This is a genomic window from Stenotrophomonas lacuserhaii, assembly GCF_014836545.1.
Taxonomy (GTDB): Bacteria; Pseudomonadota; Gammaproteobacteria; order Xanthomonadales; family Xanthomonadaceae; genus Stenotrophomonas; species Stenotrophomonas lacuserhaii.
Genome location: NZ_JACSQS010000003.1, coordinates 252,481 through 267,989 on the forward strand (window position 1 = coordinate 252,481; position 15,509 = coordinate 267,989).

At 66.3% G+C, this 15,509-nt stretch carries 16 protein-coding genes; 6 read left to right on the forward strand and 10 right to left on the reverse strand.

What is annotated here, in order from left to right; translation table 11 throughout:
* Positions 1-3: 3 nt before the first annotated feature.
* Positions 4-1,371 (forward strand): acetyl-CoA carboxylase biotin carboxylase subunit, encoded by a 1,368-nt coding sequence (gene accC, locus H9654_RS05340; RefSeq protein ID WP_191769583.1) that lies wholly within the window; start codon positions 4-6, stop codon positions 1,369-1,371.
* Positions 1,372-1,409: 38 nt separating this feature from the next.
* Here the strand turns inward: accC and H9654_RS05345 are convergent, their stop codons facing one another.
* The 5 genes from H9654_RS05345 to H9654_RS05365 all read right to left on the reverse strand — a co-directional run bounded on the left by H9654_RS05345 (position 1,410) and on the right by H9654_RS05365 (position 5,588).
* Entirely contained in the window at positions 1,410-2,495 is a 1,086-nt protein-coding gene (locus tag H9654_RS05345; protein WP_191769585.1) for a fimbrial protein, read from the reverse strand.
* Positions 2,480-3,058, reverse strand: a complete 579-nt coding sequence (locus H9654_RS05350; RefSeq protein WP_191769587.1) for a hypothetical protein — start codon at positions 3,056-3,058, stop codon at positions 2,480-2,482. The genes H9654_RS05345 and H9654_RS05350 overlap by 16 nt, the downstream gene beginning before the upstream one ends.
* A gap of 305 nt (positions 3,059-3,363) precedes the next feature.
* On the reverse strand, positions 3,364-4,101 hold the full coding sequence (locus H9654_RS05355; protein ID WP_191769589.1) for a fimbrial biogenesis chaperone: 738 nt from the start codon (positions 4,099-4,101) through the stop codon (positions 3,364-3,366).
* Positions 4,102-4,242: 141 nt separating this feature from the next.
* Positions 4,243-4,617 (reverse strand): hypothetical protein, encoded by a 375-nt coding sequence (locus H9654_RS05360; protein WP_101101439.1) that lies wholly within the window; start codon positions 4,615-4,617, stop codon positions 4,243-4,245.
* Positions 4,614-5,588, reverse strand: a complete 975-nt coding sequence (locus H9654_RS05365) for a hypothetical protein (protein ID WP_191769590.1) — start codon at positions 5,586-5,588, stop codon at positions 4,614-4,616. The genes H9654_RS05360 and H9654_RS05365 overlap by 4 nt, the downstream gene beginning before the upstream one ends.
* A gap of 159 nt (positions 5,589-5,747) precedes the next feature.
* Here H9654_RS05365 and prmA point away from each other — a divergent pair, with 159 nt between their 5' ends.
* The 5 genes from prmA to purD all read left to right on the forward strand — a co-directional run bounded on the left by prmA (position 5,748) and on the right by purD (position 10,906).
* A complete protein-coding gene (gene prmA, locus H9654_RS05370; protein WP_191769604.1) occupies positions 5,748-6,668 on the forward strand; it encodes a 50S ribosomal protein L11 methyltransferase in 921 nt (306 codons plus the stop codon).
* A 49-nt stretch (positions 6,669-6,717) separates the two neighbouring features.
* Positions 6,718-7,491, forward strand: a complete 774-nt coding sequence (locus H9654_RS05375; RefSeq protein WP_191769606.1) for a DUF3426 domain-containing protein — start codon at positions 6,718-6,720, stop codon at positions 7,489-7,491.
* Positions 7,492-7,608: 117 nt separating this feature from the next.
* Positions 7,609-7,884 (forward strand): DNA-binding transcriptional regulator Fis, encoded by a 276-nt coding sequence (gene fis, locus H9654_RS05380; protein WP_042612679.1) that lies wholly within the window; start codon positions 7,609-7,611, stop codon positions 7,882-7,884.
* Between the two features lie 76 nt (positions 7,885-7,960).
* Positions 7,961-9,544 (forward strand): bifunctional phosphoribosylaminoimidazolecarboxamide formyltransferase/IMP cyclohydrolase, encoded by a 1,584-nt coding sequence (purH, locus tag H9654_RS05385; protein WP_191769608.1) that lies wholly within the window; start codon positions 7,961-7,963, stop codon positions 9,542-9,544.
* A 78-nt stretch (positions 9,545-9,622) separates the two neighbouring features.
* The gene (gene purD / locus H9654_RS05390) at positions 9,623-10,906 is read left to right on the forward strand and encodes a phosphoribosylamine--glycine ligase (protein WP_191769610.1); all 1,284 of its coding nucleotides are present in this window, start codon (positions 9,623-9,625) and stop codon (positions 10,904-10,906) included.
* Positions 10,907-11,008: 102 nt separating this feature from the next.
* Here purD and rpoH read toward each other — a convergent pair whose 3' ends face one another.
* The 5 genes from rpoH to ftsE all read right to left on the reverse strand — a co-directional run bounded on the left by rpoH (position 11,009) and on the right by ftsE (position 15,466).
* Positions 11,009-11,884 carry an RNA polymerase sigma factor RpoH gene (rpoH, locus tag H9654_RS05395; RefSeq protein ID WP_042612682.1) on the reverse strand — a complete coding sequence of 292 codons (876 nt, stop codon included), beginning with the start codon at positions 11,882-11,884 and terminating at the stop codon, positions 11,009-11,011.
* Between the two features lie 373 nt (positions 11,885-12,257).
* Positions 12,258-12,959: a uracil-DNA glycosylase gene (gene ung / locus H9654_RS05400; RefSeq protein ID WP_182656216.1), complete on the reverse strand. Its 702-nt coding sequence runs from the start codon at positions 12,957-12,959 to the stop codon at positions 12,258-12,260.
* The gene (locus H9654_RS05405; RefSeq protein WP_042612686.1) at positions 12,959-13,798 is read right to left on the reverse strand and encodes a response regulator; all 840 of its coding nucleotides are present in this window, start codon (positions 13,796-13,798) and stop codon (positions 12,959-12,961) included. The genes ung and H9654_RS05405 overlap by 1 nt, the downstream gene beginning before the upstream one ends.
* A 10-nt stretch (positions 13,799-13,808) precedes the next feature.
* Entirely contained in the window at positions 13,809-14,783 is a 975-nt protein-coding gene (ftsX, locus tag H9654_RS05410; protein WP_191769612.1) for a permease-like cell division protein FtsX, read from the reverse strand.
* A complete protein-coding gene (gene ftsE, locus H9654_RS05415; RefSeq protein ID WP_101101455.1) occupies positions 14,780-15,466 on the reverse strand; it encodes a cell division ATP-binding protein FtsE in 687 nt (228 codons plus the stop codon). Before ftsE ends, ftsX begins: the two co-directional genes overlap by 4 nt.
* Positions 15,467-15,509 lie beyond the last annotated feature (43 nt).

A 15,509-nucleotide genomic window follows, 5' to 3' on the forward strand; every position in this document is an offset into this window, starting at 1 on the left:
GCCATGCTCGATAAAATCGTCATTGCCAACCGAGGGGAAATCGCGCTGCGCATCCTGCGCGCGTGCCACACCCTGGGCATCCGCACGGTGGCCGTGCACTCCACCGTCGACCGCAACCTCAAGCACGTGGCCATGGCCGACGAGTCCGTCTGCATCGGCCCGGCCGCCTCCAGCGACAGCTACCTCAACATCCCGGCGTTGATTGCCGCCGCTGAAGTAACCGACGCCCAGGCCATCCATCCCGGCTACGGGTTCCTGTCGGAAAACGCGAACTTCGCCGAACGCGTGGAAGAATCCGGCTTCATCTTCATCGGCCCCAAGGCCGACACCATCCGCCTGATGGGTGACAAGGTGGAAGCGATCCGCGCGATGAAGGCCGCCGGCGTGCCGTGCGTGCCGGGCTCGGGTGGTCCACTGGGCGATGACATCGTCGCCAACACCAAGATCGCGCGTGAGATCGGCTACCCGGTCATCATCAAGGCCTCCGGCGGCGGTGGTGGTCGCGGCATGCGCGTGGTGCATGCAGAAGCCTCGCTGAAGACGTCCATCGAAACCACCAAGAGCGAAGCCAAGGCAGCGTTCGGCAACGGTGAGGTGTACATGGAGAAGTACCTGGAGAATCCGCGCCACGTGGAAATCCAGGTGCTCGCCGACGGCCAGGGCAACGCCATCCACCTCGGTGAGCGCGACTGCTCGATGCAGCGCCGCCACCAGAAAGTAGTGGAAGAGGCACCGGCACCAGGCATCAGCGACGAGGCCCGCGCGCAGATCGGCAAGGTCTGCGTGGAAGCCTGCATCCGCATCGGTTATCGCGGCGCCGGCACCTTCGAGTTCCTGTACGAAGACGGCCGCTTCTATTTCATCGAAATGAACACCCGCATCCAGGTGGAGCATCCGGTCACCGAAATGGTCACCGGCATCGACCTGGTGGTGGAGCAGCTGAAGATCGCCGCCGGCCAGAAGCTGTCGATCAAGCAGAGCGACATCGTGCTGACCGGGCATGCCATCGAATGCCGCATCAACGCGGAAGATTCGGAAACCTTCGTGCCGAGCCCGGGCCAGATCACCGCTTTCCATGCACCCGGCGGCCCCGGCGTGCGCGTGGATACGCACATCTATGCCGGCTACCGCGTACCGTCCAACTACGATTCGATGATCGGCAAGCTGATCGTGCACGGGCCGGACCGCGAGACCGCCATCGCCCGCATGCGGGTGGCGCTGAGCGAGATGGTGGTGGATGGCATCAAGACCAACGTCGCCCTGCAGCAGCGCATCATGCGCGACAAGGGCTTCCAGGCCGGTGGACAGAACATCCACTACCTGGAAAAGCGCCTGGCCGAGCGCAAGACCAAGTCGATCGCGCTGACCTGATCGCACCCAGGCGCCGGCCAGCAGGCCGGCGCCGAGGCTCATTCGTAGCGCAGCGTCACCACCATCGCACCATTGGCCGGACCTCCGCGCACACGTTCCTCCGTCTGGTAGTAACGGGCGCGCAGCGGGATGGTGTAGCGGCCGTTGGGCGTATCGCTCAGCACCAGACCGCTCGCCCGGAACACGCCATAGCCCACCGGAGTGTCGTTCGGCAGGGCGACCTGTATTCCGACGCCCTGTGCCGGCACGGTGCCAGGCGCACGCTGCAGTGCCATGACCGACTGGGCGGCATCCAGGATCGCGGTCTGGGGATCAATGCGGAAACCGATCGCATTGGCGCGACCCTCGCTCAACCGCTCTGCCGTGCCGCTGTTGCTGGTATGGAAGGAGCGACGCCAGCCGGGAAACACCGGGCATTGCTCCAGTGCCACGGAGAAATCAACCCACGGCGTTGCGCTGCCAGGTCCGGTAAGCAGGCGCGCGGGATGGCTGCCCAATGGCACGGTGGCGTCGCGGACATTGCAGGTGCCGATCACGACATTGAGCTGCCCTTGTACGTTCGCCTCATACGCCTCAAGCTCCATTCCCGGGCCCCAGCGCACCACCATTCGCGGCGTGGGCAGACTGCTGGCCAGCAGCGTACCCGGTGAAATGGGTCCGGTCTTGATCAGCTCGAAGGTCAGCGTCGGCAGAATGTCGCGCCGGAGGTAACCTGCGCCCAAGGAATCGCTGACGATGACATCCGGCACCGTTTTGGACGCTCGCCACCAGCGGATCGCAACGCCGGGAATGCGCGTCGCGTAGAAACCAGCCCGTCCTGGTACCGGGACCCCCGGGTCACCGATGTACTCCAGCTGCCAATCGCTGCGCCCCGTGCCGCCGCCACAGACGACCGCCCCGGGAATGGTCGCACTATGGCCGCTGTAGTAGATGACGCTTCCGACAGGCACGTCGGCCCCCACCGTGATGGTGCCCTGCAAGGGCATCGTCACGCGCTGCGGACCGGTTATTCCACCATCGTAGGTGCATGTCTGCGCCAACGCCGGCCCCACCCAGCACAGGGCCAATGGCAACAGCAGGCGGAGTACGGAACAACGTTTCATGGTCATCACCAGACAGGACAAGAAGAAATCGTCGCAAAAGGCCCGACTGGATCGAATTCTCCGCTGCGGGCCCGCCATGCGACATCGGATCGGTCGGAATCATGGCGCTGAGGCGAACCTGCAGCGCTCATTCGTAACGCAGCGTCACCACCATCGCGCCATTGGCGATGCTTGTTGAAGGTCACACGCAGAGGGGCGGTACCGACGGTGTAGTCACCCGGATCGAACGGGAAATTGGTTCCGGCGTACCACACCGCAATGCCGACGCCGGGAATGGAGGTCTTGTAGATCCCGGGCAACGCCGATGGTTCGCCCGGGACCCCTATGTAGCCATTCTCCCGCTGCACACGACCGGGTCCACCCGTACACCTGATGAAAGCACCTGAGCCGCTGTTATGCCCTGCGGTATAGATCTCCGTGCCGTCCGGCACATCGGCTCCCACGGTGATCGTGCCCTGGAGGGGCAGGATTATCTGGAACGGCGTCGGCCATTCAGAGGGATGTTCGCAGCTCTGCGCCAACGCAGAACCTGCGTTGCACAACGCCAGCGCGGTCAGCAGCCGGTAGAAAAGAATCTGCTTCATGTCATCACCAGTTGTGAAGTAGGCCGGGCGTCGACCGGGCCCGCTCATCAGGAGTGTCCCCAACCCCCGCCATACACGACATCGGATGGGTCTGATTCCGCGCTGTTCGTAGCGCAATGCCACCCCTCCCTGGCCCTCCGCGCACTCGGCACGCCCCCCTCCGGTCTGCCAGCAAGGCAGCGGGTTTCACTGGCTTCACCGACCGGGCAGGCAGCGTACCGTCGAGGTCAGCCCGGCGCTTGCACAGGGTCAGCCGTTGCCGTGTGGCCTCCCATCAGATGCGTCCGAAATGCGAGGGCGCCGCCTCAGTTGGCCAGCGATGCGCTGGCCGGCTGCACCGCGCCGACGTCGGTGATGGTGCTGTACTCGATACCGATCACGCCTTGCGGCCGTGTGGCAAGCCCATCCAGCGGGAACACCTGGGTGGCACGCGGCGCGACCATACCGCCTCCGGCATCAGCCGATACCTTGCCGTCGACGGTCAGCGAGATCGCCGCGAAGCTGACGTGCCACGGCGTCGGATTGTCGACCTGCACGGCCAGGCCGCCCGCACGCTGCTGCAGCGACCAGCGCAGTTGGCGATGGGCAGTGTCTGCCTCGCCGGACAATCCGGCAGGACGATAGAACAGCTTGATGCGGCTGCGGAAGGCCAGGTCCAGCTTGCCCTCTGCGGCGCTGGACGGCGGGATCTCCAGCACGTTCACCCAGTACAGCGATTCGCGGTCGCCAGGCTGCGCCGGGCCGGTGAAGCGGATGCGCACCGCCTGTCGGGCACCGGCGTCCATGCGCAGCAGGGGCGGCGTCATCACGAACGGGGCCTTGGCCTCTTCCGGCGGGGTGTCCTGGTTACCGTCATCGATCCACAACTGCACCAGCGACGGGCGTTGCGCCTCGTTGTTCAGCCCCAGGGTGACTTCGCGCTCCTGCGCGGGATAGACAAGCCGGGTGCCGGCAATGACCACGCCGGCTTCGGCGGCCTGCGGGCACAGCAGGACGGCTGCAAGGGCAAGGGCCGATAGTGATCGCATCACGACGGTAAGCATGGGTTTCTCCGACGGGACAGTGCCGCCGGGGACCACGCGGGCCGACACTGCAGATGTCGCCATTAGAGCCCCCTCACGCCATCCTGCGGAATAGGACGCGACCGATGAAGGGGCGCCAACCGGCCGCCCCTCTGCGCCGCATCAGCGACGCTCTGTCACGCGTGCGGGAACCTGGCTGCCCGCCAACGGACGTACGCCATTGGGCGAAGACGGGTCGACGATCACCATGGTTTCAGTGGAGCCATCCGGCCACACCACCTGGAAGGTGCTGCCCGCCGGCAGCGAGGTGAATGGCATGGCACTCTGCGCACGGTACACCGCGGCAACCTGGCTGGCGCCGACACGGCGCGCTTCCGGCGTGGACTGCACCTTGGTCAGTTCCACCGCAGACAGTCGTCGGTAACGATCTTCCTGGGTATCGATCAGCAGCAGGCCGACCGCACCCGCCGAATAGGCGACGAACAGCGCCACCCAGAACCAGAATTTCGCCCCGTGCAGGATTCGACGGTACTTCATCGCCTTTTCCTCTTTCCAATCAGTTCTTCGACCCATTCGGTCATTTTTTCGGCACCCTGCCGCGATACCGCAGCGTCGTATACAAAATCAGTGAAGTCCTGCCCCTCATCCTGGCTGCAGATGCCACCGTTGGCGCAGAAGCTGTTCATCAGCACGCTGTCGCTGCCGCACGGCATGCCCAGCTCGCAGGCCGCCACGCGCCAGGCCAGTTCGCTCAGTGCCTCGCCGGCCACCATGCCGGTCATGGCCCGGTCGCCGGACGCGCGCAGCCCCATTGCCGGGGCCAGCGCCATGTAGGCTTCCGGATCATGCGAATCGCGCACGCGCTCGACCAGGCCGCGCCGGTAGTCTTCGTCGGTCTGCAGCGGCTGTCCGTCGGCCAGCAACGAGGCTTCGGCGGCCAGGTTGCCGCCCTGCGCAGCTTGGCGGCGCTGCGCGAACACCAGTGGGTAACCCAGGCCATCACTGGCCACGAAGCCACCGCACCGTGCGGCAACACGCTGCCGCGCGGCGGCCATGGCAGTCGATGCCCGCTCGCCCATCCCGGTCAGTACGCTGTTGTCCAGCTGGTACCCGCCGGGATCACTGGCGTACTGGCTGCAGTAGTCGTAGACCCGGCTCAGCATCCAGCGCGCCTCGACGTTGCCACTGTCGGCCTGGCCGCGCAGGCGCTGTGCGAACGCAAACAGATCGGTGTTGCCTTCCATGTCGGCGCGGATGTCCAGCGGCAGCCCGGAAGGCACGGCGTTGAGCTGAAGTTCGCTGGCCCCAAGCCGGCGTGCCAGGGCCGCAGGCAATGCCGTGGGCGTGGCCTGCGTGTCCACTGGTTGCGACATTCCTGCGTCAATCGCGGCAGGACCGGATTCCTGCGCATGCAGCAGGTGACCGCCCATGCGCATGCCCGCTGCGCCGAGCAAGGCCACGGCCGGCACCACGAGCAACCAGGTTTTAAGGGCCGGGGCAAACGCCATGAGGGGACAAGCCATTGACAGGCAAGGCAGGAACGCGAGTCTACCAAGGGGATTGTCGCCTGTCTGGCCCGCCGCATTCATTCTCCGCAGCCCTTGAGATGGCTGCCGCCGTCCAGGATCGACTAGCATTCCCTTCTTTGCCGGACCTCGCCTGCCACCATGCCGTTCCTGGAACTGACCCTGCGCTGCACTGAAGCCACCCAGCCCCGCTACGAAAACGCACTGGAGGACGTCGGCGCGTTGGCGGTGACCCTGCTCGATGCCGAGGCTGACACCAGCAACGAACAGGCCATCCTGGAGCCCGGCGTCGGCGAGACGCCGATGTGGGACACGCTGGTACTGAGCGCGTTGTTCCCGCATGACGCTGATGGACTGCTGCTGCTGGCCGCGCTGGAAGCCTTCGACGATGGCCTGGACTGGTCGACGGTGAGCTTCCGTGCGGTGGAAGACCAGGACTGGGAGCGCGTCTGGCTGGACCAGTTCGAACCGCTGTCCTTTGGCGAGCGCACCTGGATCGTGCCGTGGAACCATGAATTGCCCGACGCCGCGCAGGCCGCCGATGCGGCCGTGGTGCGGCTGGACCCGGGCCTGGCGTTCGGCTCCGGCACCCACCCGACCACCGCCCTGTGCCTGCGCTGGCTCGATGGCCTGGCCGGTGAGGGCCTGCTGCAGGGACAACGTGTGCTCGACTTCGGTTGCGGCTCGGGGATCCTGGCACTGGCCGCGTTGAAGCTGGGCGCGGCCGAGTCGATCGGCGTGGACAACGATCCGCAGGCGCTGATCGCCACCGCCGACAATGCCGAGCGCAATGGCGAACTTCCGCGCATGCATGTCTACCTGCCACAGGACGAACCGGTGGCCACCTACCCGGTGGTGGTCGCCAACATCCTGGCCTCTGCGCTGGACGCACTGGCCGACCTGCTGGCTGCCCGCGTTGCCGCCGGCGGGCGCATCGCGCTGTCGGGCATCCTGCACGGCCAGGAAGACGAACTGCTGCAGCGTTACGCCGCCTGGTTCGATGACCTGCAGGCGACCCAGGACGGCGACTGGATGCGCATCACCGGCGTGCGACGCGCCTGATCGCACGCAGACGTGATTGAATAGCCACTGGATCCGAGCCGGTACATTCATGTCCGAACCGAACCCGCCCCGTCGACCATTGGCCACCTTCCTGCGTCCACACGCCGGATCGCAGGCCGACGCGGATGCGACCCCGTTGGCGGAGCCGTCGGTACCTTCAGCCGACGCCTCCCCGGTCACCGCAGACGACACCGCCGAAGCGCTTGTGGACCCCGTCACGGAGGCTGCCGCGATGGCCGGGGAAGTACCGGTGCAGGCCACCGCGACGATCTCCGCGCAGGCCCCTGCTGCGGCTGCGGCACCCACGCTGTCCCAGGCAGAGCCGGTGTTCCTGCGCGGTGGCGGGCATCGATTGCGCACGCCCCGCTGGCAATGGGCCATGGTGGCCGCGCTGTCGCTGCTGTTGCTGCTGCAGATCGCGCTGGCCGACCGCGCCCGCCTGGCGGCAGATGCCGGCACCCGTCCCTGGGTTGCAGGCCTGTGCCGTGTGCTGCGCTGCGACCTGCCCGCCTGGCGCGAACCGGCGGCCTTCACCATGATCAGCCGCGACGTGCGGCCGATGCCGCAACAGGCCGGCGCACTGCAGGTACAGGCGAGCATCCGCAATGACGCACGGTGGGCACAGGACTGGCCCGTGCTGCGGCTGTCACTGTCCGACGCCGACGGCCGGGTGATCGGCAGTGGTGTGTTCGCGGCATCGGACTATCTCGGCGCCGGGGCACGGACGGCGGGGCTGCTGGAACCCGGCCAGAGCGCGCAGATCGCCTTCCAGGTCAAGGAGCCGTCGGCGTCCACGGTCGCCTTCAATTTCGAATTCCTGTGAGGCCGACCGGGCGCCCGCCCCGTGCAGGGGCGGCCTGCTCGCGCTAGACTGGCCGCCACCACCTTCTTCGCCAGCGCCAGCCTTCGCTCCGGCGCGGCCACCAGATCGGGATTCCCATTGAACGCTGTACTCTCTCGTCCTGACACCAGTCGTGGCGCTGCGCGTCCTCCGCTCCGCGAACATGTTGCCCAGTCCGTGCGCCGCTACCTGCGCGACCTGGATGGCTGCGATGCCGATGACGTGTACGAGATCGTGCTGCGCGAGATGGAAATTCCCCTGTTCGTGGAAGTGCTGAACCATTGCGAGGGCAACCAGAGCCGCGCTGCGGCGATGCTGGGCATCCACCGGGCCACCCTGCGCAAGAAGCTCAAGGAATACGGCATCACGGCCTGAGCCGGCACTGCATTACGTGTGAGGGCGCCCCAAGGCCTACAATATCGGCCCCGCCTGCTGCCGTTGCCCTGTCCCCATGAGTGCTGACCTGCTGCCCGTCCGTCGGGCCCTGCTTTCCGTTTCCGACAAGACCGGCCTGATCGCGCTGGCCACTGCCCTGTCCGCACGCGGCGTGGAACTGCTGTCCACCGGCGGCACCGCCAAAGCGATCCGCGAGGCGGGCCTGGCGGTCAAGGATGTCGCCGACGTCACCGGCTTCCCGGAAATGATGGATGGCCGGGTCAAGACCCTGCACCCGATGGTGCATGGCGGCCTGCTGGGCCGCGCCGGTACCGATGATGCGGTGATGGCCGAGCACGGCATTGGTGCCATCGACCTGCTGGTGCTGAACCTGTATCCGTTCGAATCGGTCACCGCCAAGGCCGACTGCGCGCTCGACGATGCCGTGGAGAACATCGACATCGGCGGCCCGGCCATGCTGCGTTCGGCAGCAAAAAACTTTGCCCGCGTCGCGGTCGCGACCGACCCGTCGCAATACGACGAACTGCTGGCCGAACTGGCCGCGCACGATGGCCAGCTGTCTGCCGCCAAGCGCTTTGCCTTCTCGGTGGCCGCGTTCAACCGCGTTGCCCAGTACGACGCGGCGATCAGCAATTACCTGTCCGCGGTTGCCTCGCGCGAGACCGCGGTGCCGGTGCGCAGTGAGTTCCCGGCGCAGATGAATTCCTCCTTCGTGAAGGTGATGGACCTGCGCTACGGCGAGAACCCGCACCAGAGCGGCGCCTTCTACCGCGACCTGTATCCGGTACCGGGCACGCTGGCCACGTTCCAGCAGCTGCAGGGCAAGGAACTGAGCTACAACAACCTGGCCGATGCCGATGCCGCGTGGGAATGCGTGCGGCAGTTCGAGGCGCCGGCCTGCGTGATCGTCAAGCATGCCAATCCGTGCGGCGTCGCCGTGGGTGCCGGCAACGGCGATGCCTATGAGTTGGCCTATGCCACCGACCCGACCAGCGCCTTCGGTGGCATCATCGCCTTCAACAAGCCGCTGGACCTGGCCACCACGCAGGTGATCCTGGACCGTCAGTTCGTTGAAGTGCTGATCGCCCCGGAGTACGAACCGGCCGCGCTGGAATACGCCACGAAGAAGGCCAACGTGCGCGTGCTGCGCATCCCGCACGGTGAAGGCCTGAACAACTACGACAGCAAGCGGATCGGATCGGGCCTGCTGCTGCAGTCTTCCGACAACCGCGGGATGACCCGTGACGAACTGAAGGTGGTCAGCAAGCTGGCGCCGACCGACAAGCAGTTCACCGACCTGCTGTTCGCCTGGAAGGTCGCCAAGTTCGTGAAATCCAACGCCATCGTGTACGCCAGGGACAACCGCACCATCGGCGTCGGCGCCGGCCAGATGAGCCGCGTCTATTCGGCCCGCATCGCCGGCATCAAGGCCGCCGATGCGAACCTGGTGGTGGAAGGTTCGGTGATGGCCTCCGATGCGTTCTTCCCGTTCCGCGACGGCATCGATGCGGCCGCTGCGGCCGGCATCAAGGCGGTGATCCAGCCGGGTGGTTCGATGCGCGACGCCGAAGTCATCGCGGCCGCCGACGAAGCCGGCCTTACGATGGTATTCACCGGCGTGCGTCACTTCCGTCACTGACGTGCAGCGGATCCCTGGGGGTGCCGGCCCGTTCGGCACCTCCCGTCTCCTTTCCCCGCGTATCGGAAACCCCTCAGCATGAAGATCCTCGTCATCGGCTCCGGCGGCCGCGAACACGCCCTGGCCTGGAAGCTGGCCCAGTCCGCGCAGGTCAGCGAAGTGCTGGTCGCGCCGGGCAATGCCGGCACCGCCACCGAAGCGAAATGCCGCAACGTGGCCGTCAAGGTCACTGATCTGGATGGCCTGCTGGCGCTGGCCCGGTCCGAAGGCGTCGCCGTCACCGTGGTCGGCCCGGAAGTGCCGCTGGTGGCCGGCGTGGTCGATGCGTTCGGCGAAGCCGGCCTGCGCATCTTCGGTCCGACCGCCGCCGCTGCCCAGCTGGAAGGCAGCAAGGCCTACGCCAAGGACTTCCTGGCCCGGCATGGCATCCCGACCGCGTATTACGCCGTGCACACCGACGTCGACGCCGCGCTGGCGTACCTCCGCGAAAAGGGCGCGCCGATCGTGGTCAAGGCCGATGGCCTGGCCGCCGGCAAGGGCGTGATCGTGGCGATGTCGCTGCCCGAAGCCGAGTCGGCGGTGCGTGACATGCTGTCCGGCAATGCCTTCGGCGACGCCGGCGCGCGCGTGGTGATCGAAGAATTCCTCGACGGCGAAGAGGCCAGCTTCATCTCGATGGTCGATGGCGTGCATGCGCTGCCGATGGCCACCTCGCAGGACCACAAGCGCGTCGGCGACGGCGATACCGGTCCCAACACCGGCGGAATGGGCGCGTATTCGCCGGCCCCGGTGGTCACACCGGAAGTGCACGCACGGGTGATGCGTGAGGTGGTCGAGCCGACCGTGCAGGGCATGATTGCCGATGGCGTGCCGTTCACCGGCTTCCTGTATGCCGGCCTGATGATCGACGCCAGCGGTGCGCCGAAAGTGATCGAATTCAACGTGCGCTTCGGCGACCCCGAAACCCAGCCGGTAATGCTGCGCCTGCAGTCGGACCTGCTGGACCTGGTGCAGGCGGCGATCGACGGCAGGCTGGACCAGGTGCAGGCGCAGTGGGATCCGCGTCCTTCGCTGGGCGTGGTGCTGGCCGCTGCGCCGTATCCGGAAGCGCCGATCACCGGTGATGTGATTTCCGGCCTGGACCGCGTGCCGGACACCGCCAAGGTGTTCCACGCAGGCACCGCGCTGGATGGGCAGGGCAACGTGGTCAGTGCCGGCGGACGGGTGCTGTGCGTGGCCGCACTGGGCGACAGCGTGCGCGATGCGCAGGCCAATGCATATGCCGGCGTGGCCCAGGTAACGTGGGCGAACGAGTTCCACCGCAGTGATATCGGCTGGCGCGCGATCGCCCGCGAAAGCTGAGGCGGTAACGGCGTGACGACCCACGGTCGTCACCCACCATCTCCGATCACAAAAAAACGCCGGGCAGTGCCCGGCGTTTTCGTGTGCGGCATCTGTTTCCGCTTACGCGGTAAACAGCGCCTTCATCTTCTTCAGTGCGTTCGCTTCGACCTGGCGGATGCGCTCGGCGGAAACGCCATACTCATCGGCCAGCTCCTGCAGCGTGACCTTGCTGTCGGCATCCAGCCAGCGGCGGGCGATGATGTCGCGCGAGCGCGCATCGAGCTCGGCCATGCCTTCGCGCAGCAGCTGCAGCTGGTTGTCTTCGCTGTCGGCGCGCTCGTAGGCCATCGAAGGATCTTCTTCATTGGCCATCAGGTAGGCAGCCGGCGACGGCGGCGCATGGTCGTCGTCTTCGTCGCTGGGGGCGTCGAAACCAATATCACGGCCGGACAGGCGCGACTCCATCTCCATCACTTCGCGTTCGGAGACGTTGAGATCCTTCGCCACTGCGGTCACTTCGGCCGCGTTCATCCAGCCCAGGCGCTTCTTGGAACGGCGCAGGTTGAAGAACAGCTTGCGCTGCGCCTTGGTCGTGGCAACTTTCACGATGCGCCAGTTCTTCAGGATGAACTCGTGCATTTCGGCACGGATCCAATGCACCGCGAAGGACACCAGGCGCACGCCCATGTCCGGGTCGAAGCGCTTGACCGCCTTCATCAGGCCGATGTTGCCTTCCTGGATGAGGTCGCCCAGGGCGAGGCCGTAACCGTTGTAGCCGCGCGCCACGTGCACCACGAAACGCAGGTGCGAATGCACCAGTTCGCGGGCCGCGTCCAGATCGGTCTGATCACGGAAACGACGCGCCAGGTCCTGCTCATCATCGACCGAAAGCACCGGAATCTGGTGCACGGCACCGATGTAGGCGTCCAGCGAACCGAGCGCACTGGGAATCGGGAGATTGTTTGCCACAAGGGCAGTAGAGGTGTTCTGGCTCATGGGTCTCATCTTAGCAGTCCGATACTTCGACTGCTAAAGGTCAAAAAAGTTCCAGTGTTCCGGTGGCAGAACAATGGCGCTGACTACCCGTCTACCCTACCGCGATTTGGTGACAGTGGCGATAGTGAATCTGGTCAACATAAAACCCTTCAAGATCAATATATTGGCCCATGAATCAGCGGGAAAAACCGTGCAGATTGGCTGAACGGACGGCGCCAACCACGCATTCAGTCGGGAAAAAGTTGTCGGTCGTTCAGCGCCTGGCGTCCGGTAGCGCCGAGCCATGCTCGGCGAGCGCAGCGGGAAAGGCAAAAGCGTGACGACCAACGCTCGTCACCCACCATCTCCGATAGTCACCCACCGTCTCCGGTGGTTACCCTGCCGGTGGCAGCGACCAGTCGATCGGTGTCTTGCCGCGGCGCTGCAGGTACTCGTTGGTGGCCGAGAAATGGCCACAGCCGAGGAAGCCACGGTGGGCGGACAGCGGCGAGGGGTGCGGTGCCTTCAATACCCGATGACGCGCGGTGTCGATGACCTTGCCCTTCTGCTGCGCGTAGCTGCCCCACAGCAGGAACACCAAGCCTTCGCGTTCGCGGTTGAGCGCTTCCACCACGTGGTCGGTGAAGCCTTCCCAGCCACGCTTCTGGTGCGCCCCGGCGCTGCCCTCTTCCACCGTCAGCACCGCGTTCAGCAGCAGCACGCCCTGCCGCGCCCAGGGCAGCAGGCAGCCATGGTCCGGCCGCGGGATACCGAGGTCGCGTTCGATTTCCTTGTAGATGTTCAACAGCGACGGCGGCACCGGCACGCCGGGCTGCACCGAGAAACTCAGGCCATGCGCCTGGCCACGACCGTGGTACGGATCCTGGCCCAGTATCACCACCTTGGTGGCATCGAACGGGGTGGCATCGAAGGCGGCGAAGATCTGCGGGCCGGGCGGGAACACGTTCGCGCCCCCCGCCTTGCGCTCGCGAAGGAAGCGCGACAGCTCGCGCATCTGCGGCTGCAGCAGCCAATCGCCGACGTGTGCTTTCCAGCTCGGCTCGAGCTGGATGGAAGGAGGTACTGCTTCGTTCATCACACCACGGATCTTGGATTCAGTCGGGACAGGCGCAGCTGGAACAACACCTTGGTGACCAGCAGCCGTTCTTCGATCGGCTTGAGCACCAGGTCGTTGGCACCGGCCTGCAGCAGCGCGGTCTGGTTGAGCGGATTGCCGTCACCGGTCATCACCAGCACCGGCAGGCGGCGTTTGCCGTAGCCGAAGTCCACCCGCACCCGTTCCACCAGGTCACGTCCGCTGAGCTCACCTTTGAGCGTCACGTCGGTGAGCACCAAATCGATCCGGTGCTGGTTGCGGCCCAGCGACTCGGCGGTCAGCAGGGTCACGGCTTCTTCGGCGGTCATCACGTGCAACACGTTGAGCTGCTGGCGCTCGAGCATCCGCTTGGTGGCTTCGGCCACTACCCGGCTGTCTTCCACGTACAGCAGCGTGGCACCGGGAATGATCGCCGGCTGCACGTAGCCGCGGATGAAAGCGGCCAGCGCTTCATGGCCCAGCGACTTGTCGAAGTAATCGGTGACGTAGTCGGTGAAGCGGCGTTGTTCCAGGTGCGACTGGGCATCGCCTGAGACCACGATCACCGGCACGTAGGCCTGCCCCGCCGATTCGCGCACGGTCCTGGCCAGCGCCAGGCCGTCGCCGTCGGGCAGCGACAGCGAGGTGGTCACCAGGTTGACCGGCCCGTCGGCCAAGGCCTGGCGTGCCTCGGCGATGCTGGCGCAGCCGACCACCTGCACGCCGGGGAGGTCGCGCTGCAGCACATCGGCGATCAGCTTGCGGACCAGCCGCGAGCCATCGACCACCATGACCCGGGTGGCATCATCGTGCAGATGCTTGAGTGCTTGCGGCTGCATGCGGAAGGGCTCAGGTCTCGGTGGGGCGCGTCTGGCGCAGGAAATGTCCGGTGACCAGCCATGCACCCAGCCAGCCCACCAGCACGATGGCCAGCAGCACGACAGAGGAATGCAGCAGGTCCAGCCCCTTCAGCGCGAAGGGACTGGCGTAGCTTTGCGACAACTGGGCAAGCGGTCCGGCCAGTGCGGCACCGGCGGCGGCGATCAGCCCCAGCGCCACCACGCCCGCGCCGAGGCCGTACCACGCGCCAAGGTACAGGAACGGGCGCCGGATGAAGCCATCGCTGGCGCCCAGCAGCTGCAGCACGCCGATCTCTTCGCGGCGCGCCTGGATGTCCAGCCGCACGGTATTGCCGACCACCAGCACCGCACCCAGCCCCAGCAGCAGCGACAGCACCTGAACCAGGCGCGCGCCGAAGGCCAGCCAGCCGTCCAGCCGGGTCCGCCACAGCGCATCGTGCTGCACCAGGTCGGCCTGCGGCAGGGTGCCCAGCGCACGCGCCAGGCGCGCGTCGTCGGCCTTTTCCGCCGGCGTCACCACCAGCAGGCTGGGCAGTGGATTGGACTGCAGGGCATCGATCGCCTCGCCGAGGCCGGCATTCTCGCGCAGTTCTTCCAGGCCCTGTTCGGGGGTGCGCAGGGTCACTGCGGCCACGTCGTCACGCGCTCTCAGCTCGGTGGCCAGGGCCTCCGCGCTGGCGGCATCCAGCTCGGCCTTCAGGAACAGGTTGATGTCACGGGACTGCTGCACGCTGCCGGTGAAGTGCTTGAGGTTGTCCAAGGCGATCGACAAGCCCAGCGGCAATGCCAGCGCGAGGGCCATGACCATCACCGTCAGCAGCGTGGCCCATGGTTTACGGAAAGCACGGCCCAGGCTGAACACCACGCTGTGCAGGTGGTGCTGCCACCAGATGCCCAGCTTCGAAGGCGCCGCCGCCGGGGCATTGGCATTGCGCTCGGGCGCGGGAGTGGATTCGGTACTCATTCGGCCAGGTCCTGCGGCGAGATGTCGTCCACCAGGCGGCCATGGTCGAGGATCAGCACGCGCTTGCGCATGCGCCGCAGCAGGGCCAGGTCATGGCTGACCACCAGCACGCTGGTGCCTCGCGCCGGCAGCTCGGCGAACAGCGCCATGATCTCCGCGGCCAGGGTCGGATCGAGGTTGCCGGTCGGTTCGTCGGCCACCAACAGGCGCGGTTCACCGACGATCGCGCGGGCGATGCCAACGCGCTGCTGCTCACCGGCGGACAACTGAGAAGGCAGGGCCTTCTCGCGATGCCCCAGGCCCATGCGCTCCAGCACCGAACGCACGCGCTTGCCGATGTCGGCACGGCGGGTGCCGCGCAGGATCAGCGGCAGGGCCACGTTTTCGGAAATGCTGCGATCCATCAGCAGGCGGTGGTCCTGGTAGACCGCGCCCACCTCGCGCCGATGCCGTGGCACGTCGCCGCCGCGCACCTTCAGCAGGTTGCGCTCGTTGAACACCACCGCGCCGCGGCTGGGCCGCTCGTCAAGGTGGATCAGTTTCAACAGGGTGCTCTTGCCGGCGCCGGAATGGCCGGTGACGAACACCATTTCGCCCGGTGCCACGTCGAAGCTGACATCGGTCAGCGCCTCGTGACCACCGGCGTACTGTTTGCTTACGTTGTCGAACCGCAGGACGCTCATCCCCTGATTATGCAGGACAGTCGCCACGGCGTGGAGACATCGC

Excerpts from the sequence above, each read along its gene's own strand:
- H9654_RS05365 (WP_191769590.1), bottom strand. The coding sequence starts at position 5,588 with ATGGCGTTTGCCCCGGCCCTTAAAACCTGGTTGCTCGTGGTGCCGGCC.
- purD (WP_191769610.1), top strand. The coding sequence starts at position 9,623 with ATGAAGATCCTCGTCATCGGCTCCGGCGGCCGCGAACACGCCCTGGCC.
- ftsX (WP_191769612.1), bottom strand. The coding sequence starts at position 14,783 with ATGAGTACCGAATCCACTCCCGCGCCCGAGCGCAATGCCAATGCCCCG.
- ung (WP_182656216.1), bottom strand. The coding sequence starts at position 12,959 with ATGAACGAAGCAGTACCTCCTTCCATCCAGCTCGAGCCGAGCTGGAAA.
- purH (WP_191769608.1), top strand. The coding sequence starts at position 7,961 with ATGAGTGCTGACCTGCTGCCCGTCCGTCGGGCCCTGCTTTCCGTTTCC.
- H9654_RS05405 (WP_042612686.1), bottom strand. The coding sequence starts at position 13,798 with ATGCAGCCGCAAGCACTCAAGCATCTGCACGATGATGCCACCCGGGTC.
- ftsE (WP_101101455.1), bottom strand. The coding sequence starts at position 15,466 with ATGAGCGTCCTGCGGTTCGACAACGTAAGCAAACAGTACGCCGGTGGT.
- accC (WP_191769583.1), top strand. The coding sequence starts at position 4 with ATGCTCGATAAAATCGTCATTGCCAACCGAGGGGAAATCGCGCTGCGC.
- prmA (WP_191769604.1), top strand. The coding sequence starts at position 5,748 with ATGCCGTTCCTGGAACTGACCCTGCGCTGCACTGAAGCCACCCAGCCC.
- H9654_RS05360 (WP_101101439.1), bottom strand. The coding sequence starts at position 4,617 with ATGAAGTACCGTCGAATCCTGCACGGGGCGAAATTCTGGTTCTGGGTG.
- rpoH (WP_042612682.1), bottom strand. The coding sequence starts at position 11,884 with ATGAGCCAGAACACCTCTACTGCCCTTGTGGCAAACAATCTCCCGATT.
- H9654_RS05350 (WP_191769587.1), bottom strand. The coding sequence starts at position 3,058 with ATGAAGCAGATTCTTTTCTACCGGCTGCTGACCGCGCTGGCGTTGTGC.
- H9654_RS05355 (WP_191769589.1), bottom strand. The coding sequence starts at position 4,101 with ATGCTTACCGTCGTGATGCGATCACTATCGGCCCTTGCCCTTGCAGCC.
- H9654_RS05375 (WP_191769606.1), top strand. The coding sequence starts at position 6,718 with ATGTCCGAACCGAACCCGCCCCGTCGACCATTGGCCACCTTCCTGCGT.